The organism is Burkholderia sp. USMB20, from assembly GCF_000949135.2.
Lineage (GTDB): Bacteria > Pseudomonadota > Gammaproteobacteria > Burkholderiales > Burkholderiaceae > Burkholderia.
In genome coordinates this window covers 55,018-71,508 of the sequence record NZ_JTAN02000012.1, presented here as the reverse complement: position 1 = coordinate 71,508, position 16,491 = coordinate 55,018, and the positions used below count along the sequence as shown (strand labels likewise).

Sequence of the window (16,491 nt, the reverse complement as noted above, 5' to 3'; positions counted from 1 at the left end):
GGCGCAACGGCGGTCATGCGGCCGCGACGGCCGTCGAACTGATCTGACACCGGCACTGCCACGACGGCGGTGCAATGCAAAGGAGCGGCGAACATGAAAACCGTACTGATCGTCGGCGCATCGCGCGGCCTCGGACGCGAATTCGTCCGGCAATACCGGCGCGACGGCTGGAACGTGATCGCGACCGCGCGCGACGACGCATCGCTCGCCGCGCTGCGCGAACGCGGCGCGCACGCGCATGCGCTCGACATCGCGCAGCCCGAACAGATCGCGGCGCTCGGCTGGAAGCTCGACGGCGAACGGCTCGACGCGGCGGTGCTCGTGTCGGGCGTGTACGGGCCGCGCACCGAAGGGGTCGAAACGATCGGCGCCGAGGATTTCGACACGGTGATGCATACGAACGTGCGCGGGCCGATGCAACTGCTGCCGATCCTGCTGCCGCTCGTCGAGGACGCACGCGGCGTGCTGGCGGTGGTTTCGAGCCGGATGGGGAGCATCGCCGAGGCGACCGGCACGACCGGCTGGCTGTACCGCGCGAGCAAGGCCGCGCTGAACGACGTGCTGCGCATCGCATCGCTGCAGACGCGCCACGCCGCCTGCATCTCGCTCCATCCCGGCTGGGTGCGCACCGACATGGGCGGCGCGCAGGCCGCGATCGATCCGGAGACCAGCGTGACCGGCATGCGCCGCGTGATCGCGGAAGCCGGCGCGGACGTGTCGCAGGCCAACGGCCGTTTCTTCCAGTACGACGGCGTCGAGCTCAGCTGGTGAGCCGGCATGACAACCCGGCGTCGTTAATTCCCGAATCGCATGATTTTGAACCGACCTGACGCGTGCCCGTGCGGCGGCGCGTCCCCCGTCCCTGCCGGCAAAGCCCCGGCGCCACGCTATGCGGCCTGTTGCGGCCGCTTCATCGACGGCGGCGAAGCCGCGCCGACCGCGCTCGAATTGATGCGTTCGCGGTACAGCGCGTACGTGCTCGGCGCGACCGACTACCTGCGCGCGACCTGGGACGCGCGCACCTGCCCGGCCGATCTCGATGCGGACCCGAATGCGCCCGACGCGCCTCGCTGGCTCGGCCTCGCCGTCAAACGCCATGCCCGGCTCGACGAACAGCACGCGGAGGTCGAATTCGTGGCCCGCTACAAGGTCGGCGGGCGTGCGTACCGGCTCCACGAGACGAGTCGTTTCACACGCGACGAGCACGGTTTCTGGCGCTATGTCGACGGCGAAGTAAGTGAACGCTGACAAATAGTTGCCATGTCAGACGCCGGGTAATTCCCGCATTGCACAACCTGAATTTGTCGGGCTAGGATGGCCGTCAGATTGGTCATGTTGCATGGCAGGGCTTACGAATGGCGTTCAGCAAGGTATTGGTGGGATGGATGGCGGCCTGCGCGCTGTCGGCCGCTCAGGCCGGTACGGCGCCGAACGCCCCTGCGGGCGCGGCCACGGCCAGCGGCTCGCTCGCCCACGCCGAGCGCTTCGATTACGGCGATTCGGGCCTCCCGCAGGTCGCCGCGAACCTCAACGAACAAATCGTCAGCATTCCGGCCGATGCTTCGGGCGCCGTGATGCTCGAGGCCACGCTGTTCAAGCCGAACGGCCCCGGCCCGTTCCCGCTTGTCGTCTTCAACCACGGCAAGAACACCGGCGATCTTCACCAGCAGCCGCGCAGCCGGCCGCTCGCGTTCGCGCGTGAATTCGTGCGCCGCGGCTATGCGGTCATCGCGCCGAACCGCCAGGGCTTCGCCGGTTCGGGCGGCGCGTACCAGCAGGAAGGCTGCAACGTCGGCAAGAACGGCCTCGTGCAGGCCGCCGACGTCGACGCGACGGTCCGCTACATGTCGCGTCAGTCGTACATCGATGCGTCGCGCATCGTCGTCGCGGGCACGTCGCACGGCGGCCTCGTGTCGGTCGCATACGGCACCGAGGCGGCGCCCGGCGTGCGCGGCATCATCAACTTCTCCGGCGGGCTGCGCCAGGACCTCTGCGACGGCTGGCAGCGCAATCTCGTCGACGCGTTCGACCAGTACGGCGCGCATACGGCCGTGCGGTCGCTGTGGCTGTACGGCGACAACGATTCGGTGTGGACGCCCGCGCTCGTCGCGCAGATGCACGACGCCTACGTGTCGCACGGCACGCAGGCGCAGTTCATCGATTTCGGCCGCTACAAGGACGACGCGCACCGGCTGATCGTCGATCGCGACGGCGTGCCCGTGTGGTGGCCGGCCGTGCATGCGTTCCTCGCGGAACTGAACCTGCCGACGTCGGTGCGCTATGCGGTCGCGAACCCGCACGAGCCGAATGCGACCGGCTATGCGTCGATCGATGCGGTCGAGGCGGTGCCGTTCCTCGACGCAGCCGGCCGCGAAGGCTATCGCCGTTTCCTGAGCCAGCATCCGAGCCGTGCGTTCGCGGTGTCGGCTGAAGGCGCATGGTCGTGGGCCGAAGGCGGCGACGATCCGATGGCGCTCGCGCTCGACAACTGCTCGAAGCAGGGCGCGGGCGCATGCAAGCTGTATGCGGTCAACGACCGCGTCGTGTGGAACGCGAACGCGACGCAGACGGCCGACAACGGCGACGCCGACGCGCGCGCATTGGCTTCGCGCTGACGCGCGCGGGTCGCGACGCGCGTCAGGATCGCGTTCTACCCGCGTCTCTTTCCCCTCTTCCGTTTCGTGAGCGCGCGGTCCGCAACGGCGTTCGCATGCCCGTTCTCGCGCTCTTGTGAGTCAGCGGGCTGAGCACCCCGCTCGTAACATCCGCTGAGAGCCTTTGCGGGACTTTTCCCGCCTTTTCCCGCCTTTTCCGAACGCCAGCGGCGCCTGATTCAACGCGCCATTTGCCGGTCGCCGGTCGCCGGTCGCTAGTCGCCATTCGCAGGTCGCAGGTTGCTAGTCGCCGGTCGCATTGCGCCACACTTCGCGCCCCTTTTCCCTTCCCGCCCCGATTTTTTCACCCCTCCCGCGCCCGCCTGCCCGACGATTTTTTTCTGTCGGGGGGTGTCACTCGAACGTCGTCATCTGCGGTCATTTCTGGGCATCTGGCGCGTACCGTCCCGAGCACCCCGGATCTGCGCCGAACTCCCGCCCGGCAAGGCTTTGCGGTGTTTGTAACCGGTAGTGCAACGCGCGGCGGAACACGCTAATCTCAGCGCGTTTTCCGTCTGTCGCCGCGCGGTGTCCCGTTCGATACCCGCCGCCGTTTTACTCCCCGGAGTCGCCTTGAGTACGCCAGCCACCGATGACTGGGTCGCGCGCAGCCTGCGCGCGGTCTGGCATCCCTGCACCCAGATGAAGCACCACGAGCGCCTGCCGCTCATTCCCGTCGCGCGCGGCGCGGGCCTGTGGCTGTACGACCGCGACGGCCGCCGTTACTTCGACGCGATCAGCTCGTGGTGGGTGAACCTGTTCGGCCACGCGAACCCGGACATCAACGCGGCGCTGAAGGACCAGCTCGACACGCTCGAGCACGCGATGCTCGCTGGCTGCACGCACGAGCCGGCGATCGAGCTCGCCGAGCGGCTGCACGCGCTCACCGCGCGCACGCTCGGCCATGCGTTCTTCGCGTCGGACGGCGCGTCGGCGGTCGAGATCGCGCTGAAGATGAGCTTCCACGCGTGGCGCAACCGCGGCCGCGCGGACAAGCGCGAGTTCGTGTGCGTCGCGAACAGCTATCACGGCGAGACCATCGGCGCGCTCGGCGTGACCGACGTCGCGCTGTTCAAGGACGCGTACGACCCGCTGATCCGCAACGCGCACGTGGTCGCGTCGCCCGACGCGCGCGGCGCGCTGCCGGGCGAGACGGCCGCCGACGTCGCGGGCCGCGCGCTCGACGACGTGCGGCGCCTGTTCGCCGAACGCGCCGACCGGATCGCCGCGCTGATCGTCGAGCCGCTCGTGCAATGCGCGGCCGGCATGGCGATGCACGATCCGTCGTACGTGCGCGGGCTGCGCGCGCTGTGCGACGAATTCGGCGTGCACCTGATCGCCGACGAGATCGCGGTCGGCTGCGGCCGCACCGGCACCTTCTTCGCGTGCGAGCAGGCCGGCGTGTGGCCCGATTTCCTGTGCCTGTCGAAAGGCATCAGCGGCGGCTACCTGCCGCTGTCGCTCGTGCTCACGCGCGACGACGTGTTCGCGGCGTTCTACGACGACGACACCACGCGCGGCTTCCTGCATTCGCATTCGTACACCGGCAACCCGCTCGCGTGCCGCGCGGCCGTCGCGACGCTCGACCTGTTCGCACGCGACGACGTGCTCGCCGGCAACGCGCGCAAGTCGGCCGCGATGCGCGCCGCGCTCGCGCCGCTCGGCGCGCACCCGCAGGTGCGTCACCTGCGCGAGCGCGGCACGCTGTTCGCGTTCGACGTCGCGCTCGACGGCGACGCGGCACGCGGCTTCTCGCGACGCTTCTTCGAGCGCGCGCTCGAACGCGAACTGCTGCTGCGCCCGATCGGCGCGACCGTGTATCTGATGCCGCCGTACGTGATGAGCGACGACGACATCGCGTGGCTCGCACAACGCACGCGCGACACGCTCGACGCGACACTCGCGGAGGCGGCGTGATGAAACAGCCGTCACCGAAAACGAACACGCCACTGCTCGACACGCTGCAGCGCGGCCTCGCCGAACTCGATGCGCAGGGCCTGCGCCGCGTGCGCCGCACCGCCGACACCGCGTGCGACGCGCACATGCGCGTCGACGGCCGCGACATCGTCGGCTTCGCGAGCAACGACTACCTCGGCCTCGCCGCGCATCCGGCGCTCGTCGCCGCATTCGCGGAAGGCGCGCAGCGCTACGGCTCCGGCAGCGGCGGCTCGCATCTGCTCGGCGGCCATTCGCGCGCGCACGCGACGCTCGAGGACGAGCTCGCCGGCTTCGCGGGCGGCTTCTCCGATGCGCCGCGCGCGCTGTACTTCAGCACCGGCTACATGGCGAACCTCGCCGCGATGACGGCCCTCACCGGCAAACACGCGACGATCTTCTCCGACGCGCTGAACCACGCGTCGCTGATCGACGGGATCCGGCTGTCGCGCGCGAACGTGCAGGTCTATCCGCATGCGGACATGGTGGCGCTCGCCGCGCTGCTCGATGCGTCGGACGCCGAAACGAAGCTGATCGTCAGCGATACGGTGTTCAGCATGGACGGCGACCTCGCGCCGCTCGCCGAACTCGTCGCGCTGGCCGAACGCCACGGCGCGTGGCTCGTCGTCGACGACGCGCACGGCTTCGGCGTGCTGGGCCCGCAGGGCCGCGGCGCGCTCGCGGCCGCCGCGCTGCGCTCGCCGAACCTCGTGTACGTCGGCACGCTCGGCAAGGCCGCCGGCGTCGCGGGCGCGTTCGTCATCGCGCACGAGACCGTGATCGAATGGATGATCCAGCGCGCGCGCAGCTACATCTTCACGACGGCGGCGCCGCCCGCGGTCGCACATGCGGTATCGGCAAGCCTGAAGGTGATCGCCGGCGACGAAGGCGATGCGCGACGCGCGCACCTCGCCGCGCTGATCGAGCGCACGCGCGCGCTGCTGCGCATGACACGCTGGCAGCCGGTCGATTCGCACACGGCCGTGCAGCCGCTCGTGATCGGCAGCAACGACGCGACGCTCGCGGCGATGCGTTCGCTCGACGCGCACGGCCTGTGGGTGCCCGCGATCCGGCCGCCGACGGTGCCCGCCGGCACGTCGCGCCTGCGCATCTCGCTGTCGGCCGCGCATTCGTTCGACGATCTCGCGCGGCTGGAAACCGCACTCATCGAAGCCAGCGAGCAAACCGCATGAACGCACCGCTTTCCCTCTTCGTCACCGGCACCGACACCGAGATCGGCAAGACCTTCGTGTCGGCCGCGATGCTGCACGGCTTCGCACGTCACGGCCTGCGCGCGGCCGCGCTGAAGCCCGTGGCCGCCGGTGCGGTTGAACGCGACGGCGTCTGGCGCAACGAGGACGCCGACCAGCTCGACGCGGCCGCGAACGTCGTGCTGCCGCCCGAGCTGCGCACGCCGTTCCTGCTGAAGGCGCCGGCCGCCCCGCACATCGTCGCCGCGCAGGAAGGCGTGACGATCGACCTCGACACGATCGTCGCGAGCCACCGCGAGGCGCTGACGCGCGCGGACGTCGTCGTCGTCGAAGGCGTCGGCGGCTTCCGCGTGCCGCTGAACGACACGCAGGACACGGCCGATCTCGCGGTCGCGCTCGGCCTGCCGGTCGTGCTCGTGGTCGGCATGCGGCTCGGCTGCATCAGCCACGCGCTGCTGACGGCCGACGCGATTCGCCAGCGCGGCCTCACGCTCGCCGGCTGGGTCGCGAACCACGTCGACCCGGCGATGTCGTACGCCGACGAGAACGTCGCGACGATCCGCGACTGGCTCGCGCGCGAACATCGCGCGCCGCTCCTCGGCCGCATCGCGCACTTGGCGCCGGCCGCCCCCGAATCCGCCGCGGCGATGCTCGACATCGCCGCGCTCGTCGACACGCTGCGCCGCGCGCAGCATTGACGCCCCGATCCCCGCATTCACGACAGGAAAACCACCATGACCCAAGCCCAGACCGCCGCCGTGCAACCCGACGCGATCCCCGTGGCCGCCCCGGCGCCGCAGCGCTGGCGCGTCGCCGACGTCGTCGCGCTGTTCGAGCTGCCGTTCAACGACCTGATGTTCCGCGCGCAGCAGGTGCATCGTGAGCACTTCGACGCAAACGCGGTGCAGCTGTCGACGCTGCTGTCGATCAAGACGGGCGGTTGCGAGGAGGATTGCGGCTACTGCTCGCAGTCGTCGCACCATGAGACGGGCCTGAAGGCCGAGAAGCTGATGGACGTCGACGCGGTGCTCGACGCCGCGCGCGCGGCCAAGGCGAACGGCGCGAGCCGCTTCTGCATGGGCGCCGCATGGCGCAACCCGAAGGAGCGCCACATGCCTGCGCTGACCGAGATGGTGCGCGGCGTGAAGGAACTGGGCCTCGAGACCTGCATGACGCTCGGCATGCTGGAGGACGAGCAAGCCAGGGAACTCGCCGACGCGGGCCTCGATTACTACAACCACAATCTCGACACGTCGCCGGAGTTCTACGGCCAGGTGATCTCGACGCGCACGTACCAGGATCGTCTCGACACGCTCGACCGCGTGCGCGACGCGGGCATCAACGTGTGCTGCGGCGGCATCATCGGGATGGGCGAATCGCGCCGCGAACGCGCGGGCCTGATCTCGCAGCTCGCGAACCTGAACCCGTATCCGGAGTCGGTGCCGATCAACAACCTCGTCGCGATCGAGGGCACGCCGCTCGAAGGCACCGCACCGCTCGACCCGTTCGAGTTCGTGCGCACGATCGCGGTCGCGCGCATCACGATGCCGAAGGCCGTCGTGCGGCTGTCGGCCGGCCGCGAGCAGCTCGACGACGCGATGCAGGCGATGTGCTTCCTCGCGGGCGCGAACTCGATGTTCTACGGCGACCAGCTGCTGACCACGAGCAATCCGCAGACGCAGCGCGACCGCGCGCTGTTCGAGCGCCTCGGCATCCGCGCGAGCCAGGCCGACGCGCTGGCGGAGAACGCGTAAGCGCCGGCCTCGCGTCGTTCAGCGAAGGTTGCAGACGAAAAAACCGGGGCATGCCCCGGTTTTTTTTCGTCCGATCGTCTGCGCCGGGCCGGCCTGCGCGTCGCGCATCGCGGTCTTGCCCGCGTGCCGGATCGAAGCGTCGAGCCCGCCCGTCGGCGTGCGCTTCGGCGCAACTTCCGCCCGCGCGTCACACGTGTGCGGCCGCGCCGTCGAGCGCCGCGCGCACGCGCGCGACGCGCTGTTCGTCGACGGGTGCCAGCACCTCGCCGCGCGGCCGTACGCCCGAGCCGAAGTGCACCGCGCGCACGCCGGTCGCGCGAACGAAATCGCCGACCGCGTCGATCGTGAGGCCCGAGCCGGCCAGCACCGTGCAGGTCGAGCCTGCCGCCTGGCGCACCAGCCGCGTGATCGTCGCGACCGCGTCGAGCACCGACGGATGGCCGCCCGAGGTCAGCACCGACGTGACAGCCGGCACGCGCAGCAGCGCGTCGAACGCGGCATTGAGGTCGCGCGACACGTCGAACGCGCGATGGAACGTCAGGTCGCGCCCGTCCGCGGCCGCCGCGATGCGCTGGAGCGCATCGAGATCGACGTCGCCGCGCGCATCGAGCGCGCCGAACACGACGCCGTTCGCACCAGCCGCGACGGCCGCGCGCACGTCGCGCTCGATCACGCGCAGGTCGTCGGCGTCGTAGACGAACGCGCGGCTGTGCGGGCGCACGATCACGTTCACCGGGATCGCCACGGCGGCCACGACGGCCTCGATCAGGCCGACGCTCGGCGTGAGCCCGCCTTCGCTGATCGCGGTCACGAGCTCGAGCCGGTCGGCGCCCGCGCGGGCAGCGGCCTTCGCGTCGCCGACGGTGGTGGCGATCACTTCGAGGAGAACGGAGGAAGCGGCGGTGCGGTTCATCGGCGGCTCGCGAATCGTCAGGACAATTCGCGCATCCTAGCCGAGCGGCATGAACCGCGCCAGCATGCCGGCCGTCGCTATGCGCCGCCCGCTTCCTCGTCGATCCAGTCGATATCGCCGCACAGCACGTGCTGCGCATCGCCGATGCGCACCGCCACCGACAGCGTCACGCACGGCTGCGCCTCGTTGATCGACAGGTACGGGCGCGTCACCTGCACGCGTCCGGGCTCGGCGATCGCCGTGCGGAAATACGGCCGGCGCAGCCAGTTCGCACCCTGCGCATCCGACAGCGGCGAGAAGCGCGCCTCGGCGAGCGCGCGGTCCGCGCGCAGCACGACGTTGCGGCCGGCCTGCCGGCCGCGCGCGTCGAGCAGGAAGCAGCGCGCGGCATCGTCGAGCGCGAGGAAGTTCCAGCACACCTCGTCGAGCGGCTCGCCGGCCGCCACCCGCTCGGCCGCGCGCTCGAACGCGCGCAGGTACGGCGCGAGCCGCTGCGCGTCGCGCCGCTCGCGCGCTTCGGTCTGCTGGCGAAAGCGCTCGGTCAGCTCGCCGATGCAACCGGTCGCGGCCGCGCTGTCAGGTAGCCCGGGGGCCGGGCGGCCGAAGAAATAGCCCTGCACGAAATCGGCCTCGCACGACAGCGCGATCTGCGCGTCGTGCTCGGTCTCGATCCCCTCGACGAGCACCAGCTTGCCGGCCTCGTGCAGCAGCGTGACGAGCCCGTGCAGGATCGCGGTGAGCCCCGTGCGGTGCGCCGCGTGGGACAGCATGATCCGGTCGAGCTTCACGATGTCCGGGTTCAGCTGCCAGATCCGCTCGAGGTTCGAGTGACCGGCGCCGAAATCGTCGAGCGCGATCAGGAAACCCTGCGCGCGGAATTCGCGCACGGCCTCGGCGAGCCGCTCGACGTCTTCCGCGCGCTGTTCGAGCACTTCGAGCACGACGCGGCGCGGCGGCATGCCGATCCGCTTCAGGTTCGCGAACAGCGCGGCGGCCTGGAACGGGTCGGTCAGCACGCCCGGATGCACGTTGAGGAACAGCCACTCGCGCTCGGCGCCGAGCAGCGCGAAGTTCTCGAGATGCAGCGCCTGCGCGAGCCGGTCGAGCTGCAGCAACTCGCCCTGGCGCGCGGCCTCGCCGAACACGTCGAGCGGCGACACCGCGCGGTCGAGCGCGTCATGCGCGCGCAGCAGCGCCTCGTAGCCCACCGCGCGCTGGTGCGACAGGCTGAAGATCGGCTGGAACACGGTCGTGAGCGACAGGTCGTGATGCTGCGTCGCCAGGCGCTCGAGGCCGGAGCTCATCTCCCGCTCGAAACGATACGGCGATGCGGTGGCCGGACGCTCCTGTTGCGCGATCGTCATGGCGCCCTCCTGGTGATGCAGCCGAACGCGGCGGTTGGTTGAGACGGCGCGCGCAATGTCATGGTGGAATCCTCGGTTGTCCGGCCGGTGCCGGACGGTAGGCAAGCATCAAGCAAGGTCCGTGCAAGGGCCGAACGCGCGCGCCGCGCCTGCGTGCGGCGCCGCCGCACCAGCATGGCGCAGGCCGGATGCACCGTTCACGTGCATGCGCACCGGCGCACTCGAACGCACCCGCCGCATCGTCACGCTAAACTCCGTACGGTCGTTTCATTCTCCGCAATCGCCGTCTCGATGGAAATCGTCTTCACAGTCCTGATCCTGCTGCTGACCGTCGCGCTGTCCGGCGCGGTCACACGCATCCTGCCGTTGCAGCTTCCGCTGCCGCTGATGCAGATCGCGTTCGGCGCGATGCTCGCGTGGCCGAAGCTGAACCTGCACGTCACGTTCGATCCCGAAATCTTCATGCTGCTGTTCATTCCGCCGCTGCTGTTCGCGGACGGCTGGCGGATTCCGAAACGCGAGCTGTACCTGCAGCGCCGCGCGATCCTGATGCTCGCGTTCGGGCTCGTGTTCATGACGGTACTCGCAGTCGGCTATTTCGCGCACTGGCTGATACCCGAGTTGCCGCTGCCGATCGCGTTCGCGCTCGCGGCCGTGCTGTCGCCCACCGACGCGGTCGCGCTGTCCGGCATCGCCGGCAAGGGGCGGATCCCGCCGCAACTGATGCACATCCTGGAAGGCGAGGCGCTGATGAACGACGCGTCGGGCCTCGTCGCGCTGAAGTTCGCGGTCGCGGCCGCGCTCACCGGCATGTTCTCGCTGCGCGATGCGTCGATCACGTTCGTGATCGTCGCCGCCGGCGGGCTCGCGACGGGCGCGCTCGTGTCGTGGGGATTCAGCGCGCTGTCGACGCGCTTCCTGAACGCCGAGCAGGAAGGCGATCCGGCCCCAGGCATCGTGATGACGCTGCTCGTGCCGTTCGCCGCCTATCTGTTCGCCGAGCATCTCGACCTGTCGGGCGTGCTCGCGGCCGTGTCGGCCGGGATGATGATGAACTACACGAGCTTCTCCCGCAAAAGCACCGTCGCGTCGCGCGTGCGGGCCGAAAGCACGTGGGCGATGATCGAGTTCGTGTTCAACGGCATGGTGTTCATCATGCTCGGGCTGCAGTTGCCGCACATCATCGGCCGCGCGCTCGTCGACGCGCACCACACGAGCGACGCGCTCGTCGGCCGGATGATCTTCAACGTGTGCGCGATGATGATCGCGCTGTATGCGATCCGCTTCCTGTGGGTCTGGCTGCTGCGCTGGATCGCGAGCCGCCGCGCCGCGCGCCAGGGCCTCGCGGGCACGATGGCCGGCGTGCGCACGATCGCGGTGATGACGGTCGGCGGCGTGCGCGGCGCGGTCACGCTCGCGGGCGTGCTGTCGATCCCCGTCGCGCTGTCCGACGGCGCGCCGCTGCCCGGGCGCGACACCGCGATCTTCGTCGCATCGGCGGTGATTCTCGGTTCGCTGATCGTCGCGGTGATCGGCCTGCCGCTGCTGCTGCGCGGCGTGCGCTCGACGCGCAACCCGCTCGCCGACGAGGAGCGCACCGCGCGCGCGGCCGCCGCGCAGGCCGCGATCCGCGCGATCGACTCGTCGCACGACGCGATCTCGGCCGATCTCGACGAATCGGGCGCCGCGCGCTGCGCGGACATCTCGGCGCGCGTGATGGACCAGTACCGCCGCCGCCTCGCCGCGCTCGCCGACGACGGCCCGACCCCGCGCGCGCAAGCCAAGCAGGCGGAGACGATGGAACTGCAGATGCGGATCGCGGCGGTGCGCGCGGAACGTTCGGTGCTGTACCGGCTGCGCAGCGAAAGCAGGATTTCCGACGAGACGCTGACGAAGCTGATCCGCGAGATCGACCTGTCGGAAACGGCGCTGTCGACGCGCAAGAAAGGACTCGTCTGAGCGGCTGCGCCGCGGTGCGATCGCACGGCCGCTCAAAAGAAACGGCGACGCACGAGCGTCGCCGTTTTCACATCCGCCCGCCGCGGCGTTACTTCGCGACGACGACCGGAATCCCCTTCAGCATTCCCGCGCCCTTCATCTCGTCGAGCGCGTGCTGCACTGCCGCACTCGTCGCCGCGTCGATGCCGAGCTGCAGCGCGAGCTCGCGCTCCGCACGCTTCACGCCCGCGAGGTTGCGCACCTTCACGTGACCGAAGCCGCGCACGCGAGCGTGAAGATCTGCCAGTTGCGCGACCTGCGCCGCATTGCCGGCGGTCACCGCGGCGAGCGCGCGCGTGAGCGTGGTTTCGTAGTCGTCGGCGAGCGCGCGCTCCATCCGGCGCTCGGCCGTGCGGTCGAACGGATCGAGCCACGTGCCGCGCAGGCTGCGCACGCGCGCGAGCGTGCCGAGCACCGGCCACATCCACTGGCCGAACACGCGCTTCTTCGGCACGCTGCCGTCGCGGCCGGCCTTCGCGACCGTCGGCGGCGCCAGGTTGAACTTCACGCGATAGTCCTGCCCCGGCACGCCTTCGAACTGCGCTTCGAGCGCCGTGCGGAACGCGCCGTCCGCATACAGCCGGGCAACCTCGTATTCGTCCTTCACCGCGAGTAACCGGTAGAACGTCGTCGCGACCGCGCGCGTCAGCGCATCGTCGCCCTTCGCGCGCGCCGCGTTCACCAGTGCGCGGTAGCGCTCGACGTAACGCACGCCGCCGTAGGCGTCGAGGCGCGCTTCGCGATCGGCGATCAGCTCGGCGAGCGTCTCCGGCGCGGCCTGCACGGCCACCGCGTGACGCGCGTTCCACAATGCGTCGAGGCCCGCCGCGTCGCCGGCCGCCATCCGGCCGATCGCGAACGCGAGCTTGTTCATCGGCACCGCGACGTTGTTCAGCTCGATCGCGCGCATCATCGCGGCGAGCGACACCGGCACGAGGCCGAGCTGCCACGCGTAGCCGAGCATCAGGATGTTCGCGCCGATCGAGTCGCCGAGGAATTTCGCGGCGAGCGCCTGCGCGTCGCAGCTCGACAGGTAGCCGTCGCCGGCCGCGTGATGCATTTTTTCGAGCAGCGCATCCGCGTGCAGGTTCGCGTCGGGGTTCTGCACGAACGACGCGTTCGGAATCCGGTGCGTGTTGACCACGATCCGCGTGCGCTCGTGGCGCACCGTCTGCAGCGCCTCGGCGCTCGCGCCGACGACCATGTCGCACGCGAGCAGCACGTCGGCCTGCTGCGTGTCGATGCGCACCTGGTTCAGCCACCGGTCGCTCGACGCGATCCGCACGAACGACAGCACCGAGCCGCCCTTCTGCGCGAAGCCCATGAAGTCGAGCACCGACGCGCTCTTGCCTTCGAGGTGCGCGGCCATGCTGATCAGCGCGCCGACCGTCACGACGCCCGTGCCGCCCACGCCCGTGACCAGCATGTCGTACGGCGCCGCGTCGAGATGGGTCGCGGGCACCGGCAGCGCGTCGACGCGCACGGCGAGCGCGGCTTCGTCGAACGCCGCGCCCGCGGCCTTCTTCAGCGCCGCGCCTTCGACCGTCACGAAGCTCGGGCAGAAGCCGTTCACGCACGAGTAGTCCTTGTTGCACGACGACTGGTCGATGCGGCGCTTGCGGCCGAGCGGCGTCTCGAGCGGCTCGACCGACAGGCAGTTCGACTGCACGCCGCAGTCGCCGCAGCCTTCGCATACGGCGTCGTTGATGAACAGCCGCTTGTCCGGGTCGGGGAATTCGCCCTTCTTGCGGCGGCGGCGCTTCTCGGCCGCGCAGGTCTGGTCGTAGATCAGCACGGTGACGCCCGGCGTCTCGCGCAGCTCGCGCTGCACCGCGTCGAGTTCGCTGCGGTGATGGAACGTCGTGCCCTTCGGGAACAGCCCGTGATGACCGTCGTACTTCTCCGGTTCGTCGGACACCACGACGAAGCGCGACACGCCTTCCGCCTCGACCTGCCGCGCGATCTGCGGCACCGAGATGCTGCCGTCGACCGGCTGGCCGCCCGTCATCGCGACTGCGTCGTTGTAGAGGATCTTGTACGTGATGTTCGCTTTCGCGGCGACCGCCTGGCGGATCGCGAGAATGCCTGAATGGAAGTAGGTGCCGTCGCCGAGGTTCTGGAACACGTGCTTCGTGTTGGTGAACATCGCGTGCGCGGCCCAGTCGACGCCCTCGCCGCCCATCTGGATCAGGCCCGTCGTGTCGCGCTCCATCCACGACGCCATGAAGTGGCAGCCGATGCCGGCCTGCGCGATCGAGCCTTCCGGCACCTTCGTCGACGTGTTGTGCGGGCAGCCTGAGCAGAAGTACGGCGTGCGCTTCACCGCGTCCGCCTCGTTCGACAGGATCTGCGGCGCGACGAGATCGACGACGCGCTCGCGCCGGTCGAGCGCCGGCTTGTGCCGCGCGAGCCAGGTGGCGAACACCGGCAGGATCCGCGACGGGCGCAGCTCGCCGAGTTCGGACAGCAGGCACGCGCCTTCGGCGTCGTGCTTGCCGAGCACGCGCGGGCGCGCACCGTCCGCGCGGTTGTACAGGTAGTCCTTGATCTGCTGCTCGATCACCGGACCCTTCTCTTCGATGACGAGCACTTCCGACAGGCCGTCGACGAAGGTTTCGATCCGTGTCATCTCGAGCGGATACGACAGGCCGACCTTGTAGATCCGCACGCCGGCCGCTTCCAGGTCGGCGACGGTGAGGTCGAGCCGGCGCAGCGCCTCCATCAGGTCGAGGTGCGCCTTGCCGCACGTGACGATGCCGACGTTCGCGTGCGCGCTCGGCGCGATCCATTTGTCGATGCTGTTGGTGCGCGCGAAGTGGCGCACCGCGTCCAGCTTCGCGGCGAGGCGCGCTTCGATCGTGAGGCTCGGCAGGTCGGGCCAGCGGTTGTGCAGGCCGCCCGCCGGCGGCGTGAAGCCCGCCGGCGCCGGCCATTGCGTCTGCAGCGCGTCGAGATCGACGGTCGAGCCCGATTCGACGGTCTCCGAGATCGCCTTGAAGCCGACCCATGCGCCCGAGTAGCGCGACAGCGCCCAGCCGTACAGGCCGAACTCCAGCATGTCGGCGATGTTCGACGGGTTCACGACCGGCATGTGCCACGCGATCATCGCGAAGTCGCTCTGGTGCGGCATCGACGACGACACGCAGCCATGGTCGTCGCCGGCCACCACCAGCACGCCGCCGTGCGGCGACGAACCGTATGCGTTGCCGTGCTTCAGCGCGTCGCCGGCGCGGTCGACGCCGGGACCCTTGCCGTACCACATCGCGTACACGCCATCGACGGTGCGCTCCGGGTCCGCCTCGACGCGCTGCGTGCCGAGCACGGCGGTGCCGCCGAGTTCCTCGTTGATCGCGGGCAGGAAGCGCACGCCGCTGCCGTCGAGCAGTTTCTTCGCCTTCCACAGCTGCTGGTCGACCATCCCGAGCGGCGAGCCGCGGTAGCCGCTGACGAAGCCGGCCGTGTTCAGGCCCTGCGCGGTATCGGCTGCGCGCTGCATCAGCAGCAGGCGGACCAGCGCCTGCGTGCCGGTCAGGAAGATCCGGCCGCGCGTGGCGGTCAGGTTGTCGGTCAGGCGGTAGTCGGATAGAGCGGGCGTGCCGTCGACGGGCAGGCGGGCGGTCATGGGGATGTCTCCTGATTGTGTGTTCTGGGCCGCGCACGGGGCGTCGGGCGACGCCGGCCGGGCTGCGGCTGGATGGCTCTATTTTTTCGCGGGGAGACGAGAAAGTTTTTTCTCATCTTGCTCGGATGACGCCGGAGCGAGAAAAACTGCGCAGGTTTCGGTCGGAAATCGAGAGATTTTTCGCGCGGGGTGGCGGGCGGCTGTTCGGGGCGTGTCGGGGTGGGCAGGCGGGTTGCCTCGAAAAGGCCGGAATGCGCGGGAGGCGGACCGCGGGCGCGGCGGCGGGCGCTCGCAGGCCGTGCGGCAAGGGCTCGGGTGGCGGAACGGGCGAGCCCTCACCCATCGAATGCACAGCGTTCGGATTGGTCGCGGGTGTGGGATGTCCACAATGCCGGGGCTGCGTTTCGGGCTGGCCCGCGCGCTCACCATTCGGTTGCACAGGGTTTCGAGTCGAGCCGGAGGCCGGATGTCCACACCTCGATCGGTCCGCGGTTCGAGCGGATGCCGACGCTCACCGTCGAAATTCACAGCGCGGCGAGTCGATGTTGGCGGGAGATATCCACACCGTCGGATTCCTGCCCCGACGACGCGGCGTTCGTCCTCACCTGTGGGATGCACAGGTTTGCGATTCGATTCGGCAGCGCGATATCCACACCGCCGTCCGCCCTCGCGACGTTTCGGAGCGTCCGGGCGACGCGGGACAGCGCACTTCAGTGTGGATGGGCCCGCCTCCGCAAGCGCCCGCACGGCCTTGGCGTTCATCGGCGCATGCAGTCGCGTCGCCGGACGAGGTGCCGGCACGGGTGGGATATCGTCCCAACCAGGCGCTGAAAATCCAGTGAATTTCGATGATGAGCATCGGCACGCAATCGAACAAGGATGCCGATCCGGGGGTGGACAGCCCAACCCGCGACGACTCGAAACGCTGTGCATTTCGACGGTGAGCGCTGATCCGGATGCGAACAGGCCGCCCCACGACAACGCCAAACGCCGTGATTTGCAACGGTGAGTGACGGCACGGCGATCGAATGAGGGTGCCG

At 69.8% G+C, this 16,491-nt stretch carries 11 protein-coding genes; 8 read left to right on the top strand and 3 right to left on the bottom strand.

Going from position 1 to position 16,491, the window contains the following annotated elements:
- Positions 1–93: 93 nt before the first annotated feature.
- The 7 genes from PL79_RS13465 to bioB all read left to right on the top strand — a co-directional run bounded on the left by PL79_RS13465 (position 94) and on the right by bioB (position 7,554).
- Positions 94–771 carry an SDR family oxidoreductase gene (locus PL79_RS13465; protein WP_044846181.1) on the top strand — a complete coding sequence of 226 codons (678 nt, stop codon included), beginning with the start codon at positions 94–96 and terminating at the stop codon, positions 769–771.
- 39 nt (positions 772–810) lie between these two features.
- Positions 811–1,248, top strand: coding sequence for a YchJ family protein (locus PL79_RS13460; RefSeq protein WP_044846180.1), 438 nt, complete (start codon positions 811–813; stop codon positions 1,246–1,248).
- 107 nt (positions 1,249–1,355) lie between these two features.
- The gene (locus tag PL79_RS13455) at positions 1,356–2,615 is read left to right on the top strand and encodes a dienelactone hydrolase family protein (protein WP_044846179.1); all 1,260 of its coding nucleotides are present in this window, start codon (positions 1,356–1,358) and stop codon (positions 2,613–2,615) included.
- 612 nt (positions 2,616–3,227) lie between these two features.
- Positions 3,228–4,571 carry an adenosylmethionine--8-amino-7-oxononanoate transaminase gene (gene bioA / locus PL79_RS13445; protein ID WP_044846178.1) on the top strand — a complete coding sequence of 448 codons (1,344 nt, stop codon included), beginning with the start codon at positions 3,228–3,230 and terminating at the stop codon, positions 4,569–4,571.
- Complete coding sequence (gene bioF, locus PL79_RS13440; protein ID WP_044846177.1) at positions 4,571–5,782, top strand: 8-amino-7-oxononanoate synthase; 1,212 nt, start codon at positions 4,571–4,573, stop codon at positions 5,780–5,782. Before bioA ends, bioF begins: the two co-directional genes overlap by 1 nt.
- Positions 5,779–6,498: a dethiobiotin synthase gene (bioD, locus tag PL79_RS13435; RefSeq protein WP_044846176.1), complete on the top strand. Its 720-nt coding sequence runs from the start codon at positions 5,779–5,781 to the stop codon at positions 6,496–6,498. Before bioF ends, bioD begins: the two co-directional genes overlap by 4 nt.
- 36 nt (positions 6,499–6,534) lie before the next feature.
- Positions 6,535–7,554 (top strand): biotin synthase BioB, encoded by a 1,020-nt coding sequence (bioB, locus tag PL79_RS13430; protein ID WP_044846175.1) that lies wholly within the window; start codon positions 6,535–6,537, stop codon positions 7,552–7,554.
- A 187-nt stretch (positions 7,555–7,741) separates the two neighbouring features.
- Here the strand turns inward: bioB and PL79_RS13425 are convergent, their stop codons facing one another.
- Positions 7,742–8,467 (bottom strand): copper homeostasis protein CutC, encoded by a 726-nt coding sequence (locus PL79_RS13425; RefSeq protein WP_044846174.1) that lies wholly within the window; start codon positions 8,465–8,467, stop codon positions 7,742–7,744.
- 77 nt (positions 8,468–8,544) lie between these two features.
- On the bottom strand, positions 8,545–9,831 hold the full coding sequence (locus PL79_RS13420; RefSeq protein WP_044846173.1) for a sensor domain-containing phosphodiesterase: 1,287 nt from the start codon (positions 9,829–9,831) through the stop codon (positions 8,545–8,547).
- A gap of 291 nt (positions 9,832–10,122) precedes the next feature.
- Between PL79_RS13420 and PL79_RS13415 the strand changes: the two genes are divergently transcribed.
- Positions 10,123–11,790, top strand: coding sequence for a Na+/H+ antiporter (locus tag PL79_RS13415; RefSeq protein ID WP_044846172.1), 1,668 nt, complete (start codon positions 10,123–10,125; stop codon positions 11,788–11,790).
- An 88-nt stretch (positions 11,791–11,878) separates the two neighbouring features.
- On the opposite strand, the gene PL79_RS13410 is transcribed toward PL79_RS13415, so the two are convergent.
- The gene (locus tag PL79_RS13410) at positions 11,879–15,451 is read right to left on the bottom strand and encodes an indolepyruvate ferredoxin oxidoreductase family protein (protein ID WP_044846171.1); all 3,573 of its coding nucleotides are present in this window, start codon (positions 15,449–15,451) and stop codon (positions 11,879–11,881) included.
- Between the last annotated feature and the right edge of the window lie 1,040 nt (positions 15,452–16,491).

Bases quoted from the DNA above. Each gene is read 5' to 3' on its own strand.
- PL79_RS13455 (WP_044846179.1), top strand. From the start codon at position 1,356: ATGGCGTTCAGCAAGGTATTGGTGGGATGGATGGCGGCCTGCGCGCTG.
- PL79_RS13465 (WP_044846181.1), top strand. From the start codon at position 94: ATGAAAACCGTACTGATCGTCGGCGCATCGCGCGGCCTCGGACGCGAA.
- PL79_RS13460 (WP_044846180.1), top strand. From the start codon at position 811: ATGATTTTGAACCGACCTGACGCGTGCCCGTGCGGCGGCGCGTCCCCC.
- PL79_RS13415 (WP_044846172.1), top strand. From the start codon at position 10,123: ATGGAAATCGTCTTCACAGTCCTGATCCTGCTGCTGACCGTCGCGCTG.
- PL79_RS13410 (WP_044846171.1), bottom strand. From the start codon at position 15,451: ATGACCGCCCGCCTGCCCGTCGACGGCACGCCCGCTCTATCCGACTAC.
- PL79_RS13420 (WP_044846173.1), bottom strand. From the start codon at position 9,831: ATGACGATCGCGCAACAGGAGCGTCCGGCCACCGCATCGCCGTATCGT.
- PL79_RS13425 (WP_044846174.1), bottom strand. From the start codon at position 8,467: ATGAACCGCACCGCCGCTTCCTCCGTTCTCCTCGAAGTGATCGCCACC.
- bioB (WP_044846175.1), top strand. From the start codon at position 6,535: ATGACCCAAGCCCAGACCGCCGCCGTGCAACCCGACGCGATCCCCGTG.
- bioD (WP_044846176.1), top strand. From the start codon at position 5,779: ATGAACGCACCGCTTTCCCTCTTCGTCACCGGCACCGACACCGAGATC.
- bioF (WP_044846177.1), top strand. From the start codon at position 4,571: ATGAAACAGCCGTCACCGAAAACGAACACGCCACTGCTCGACACGCTG.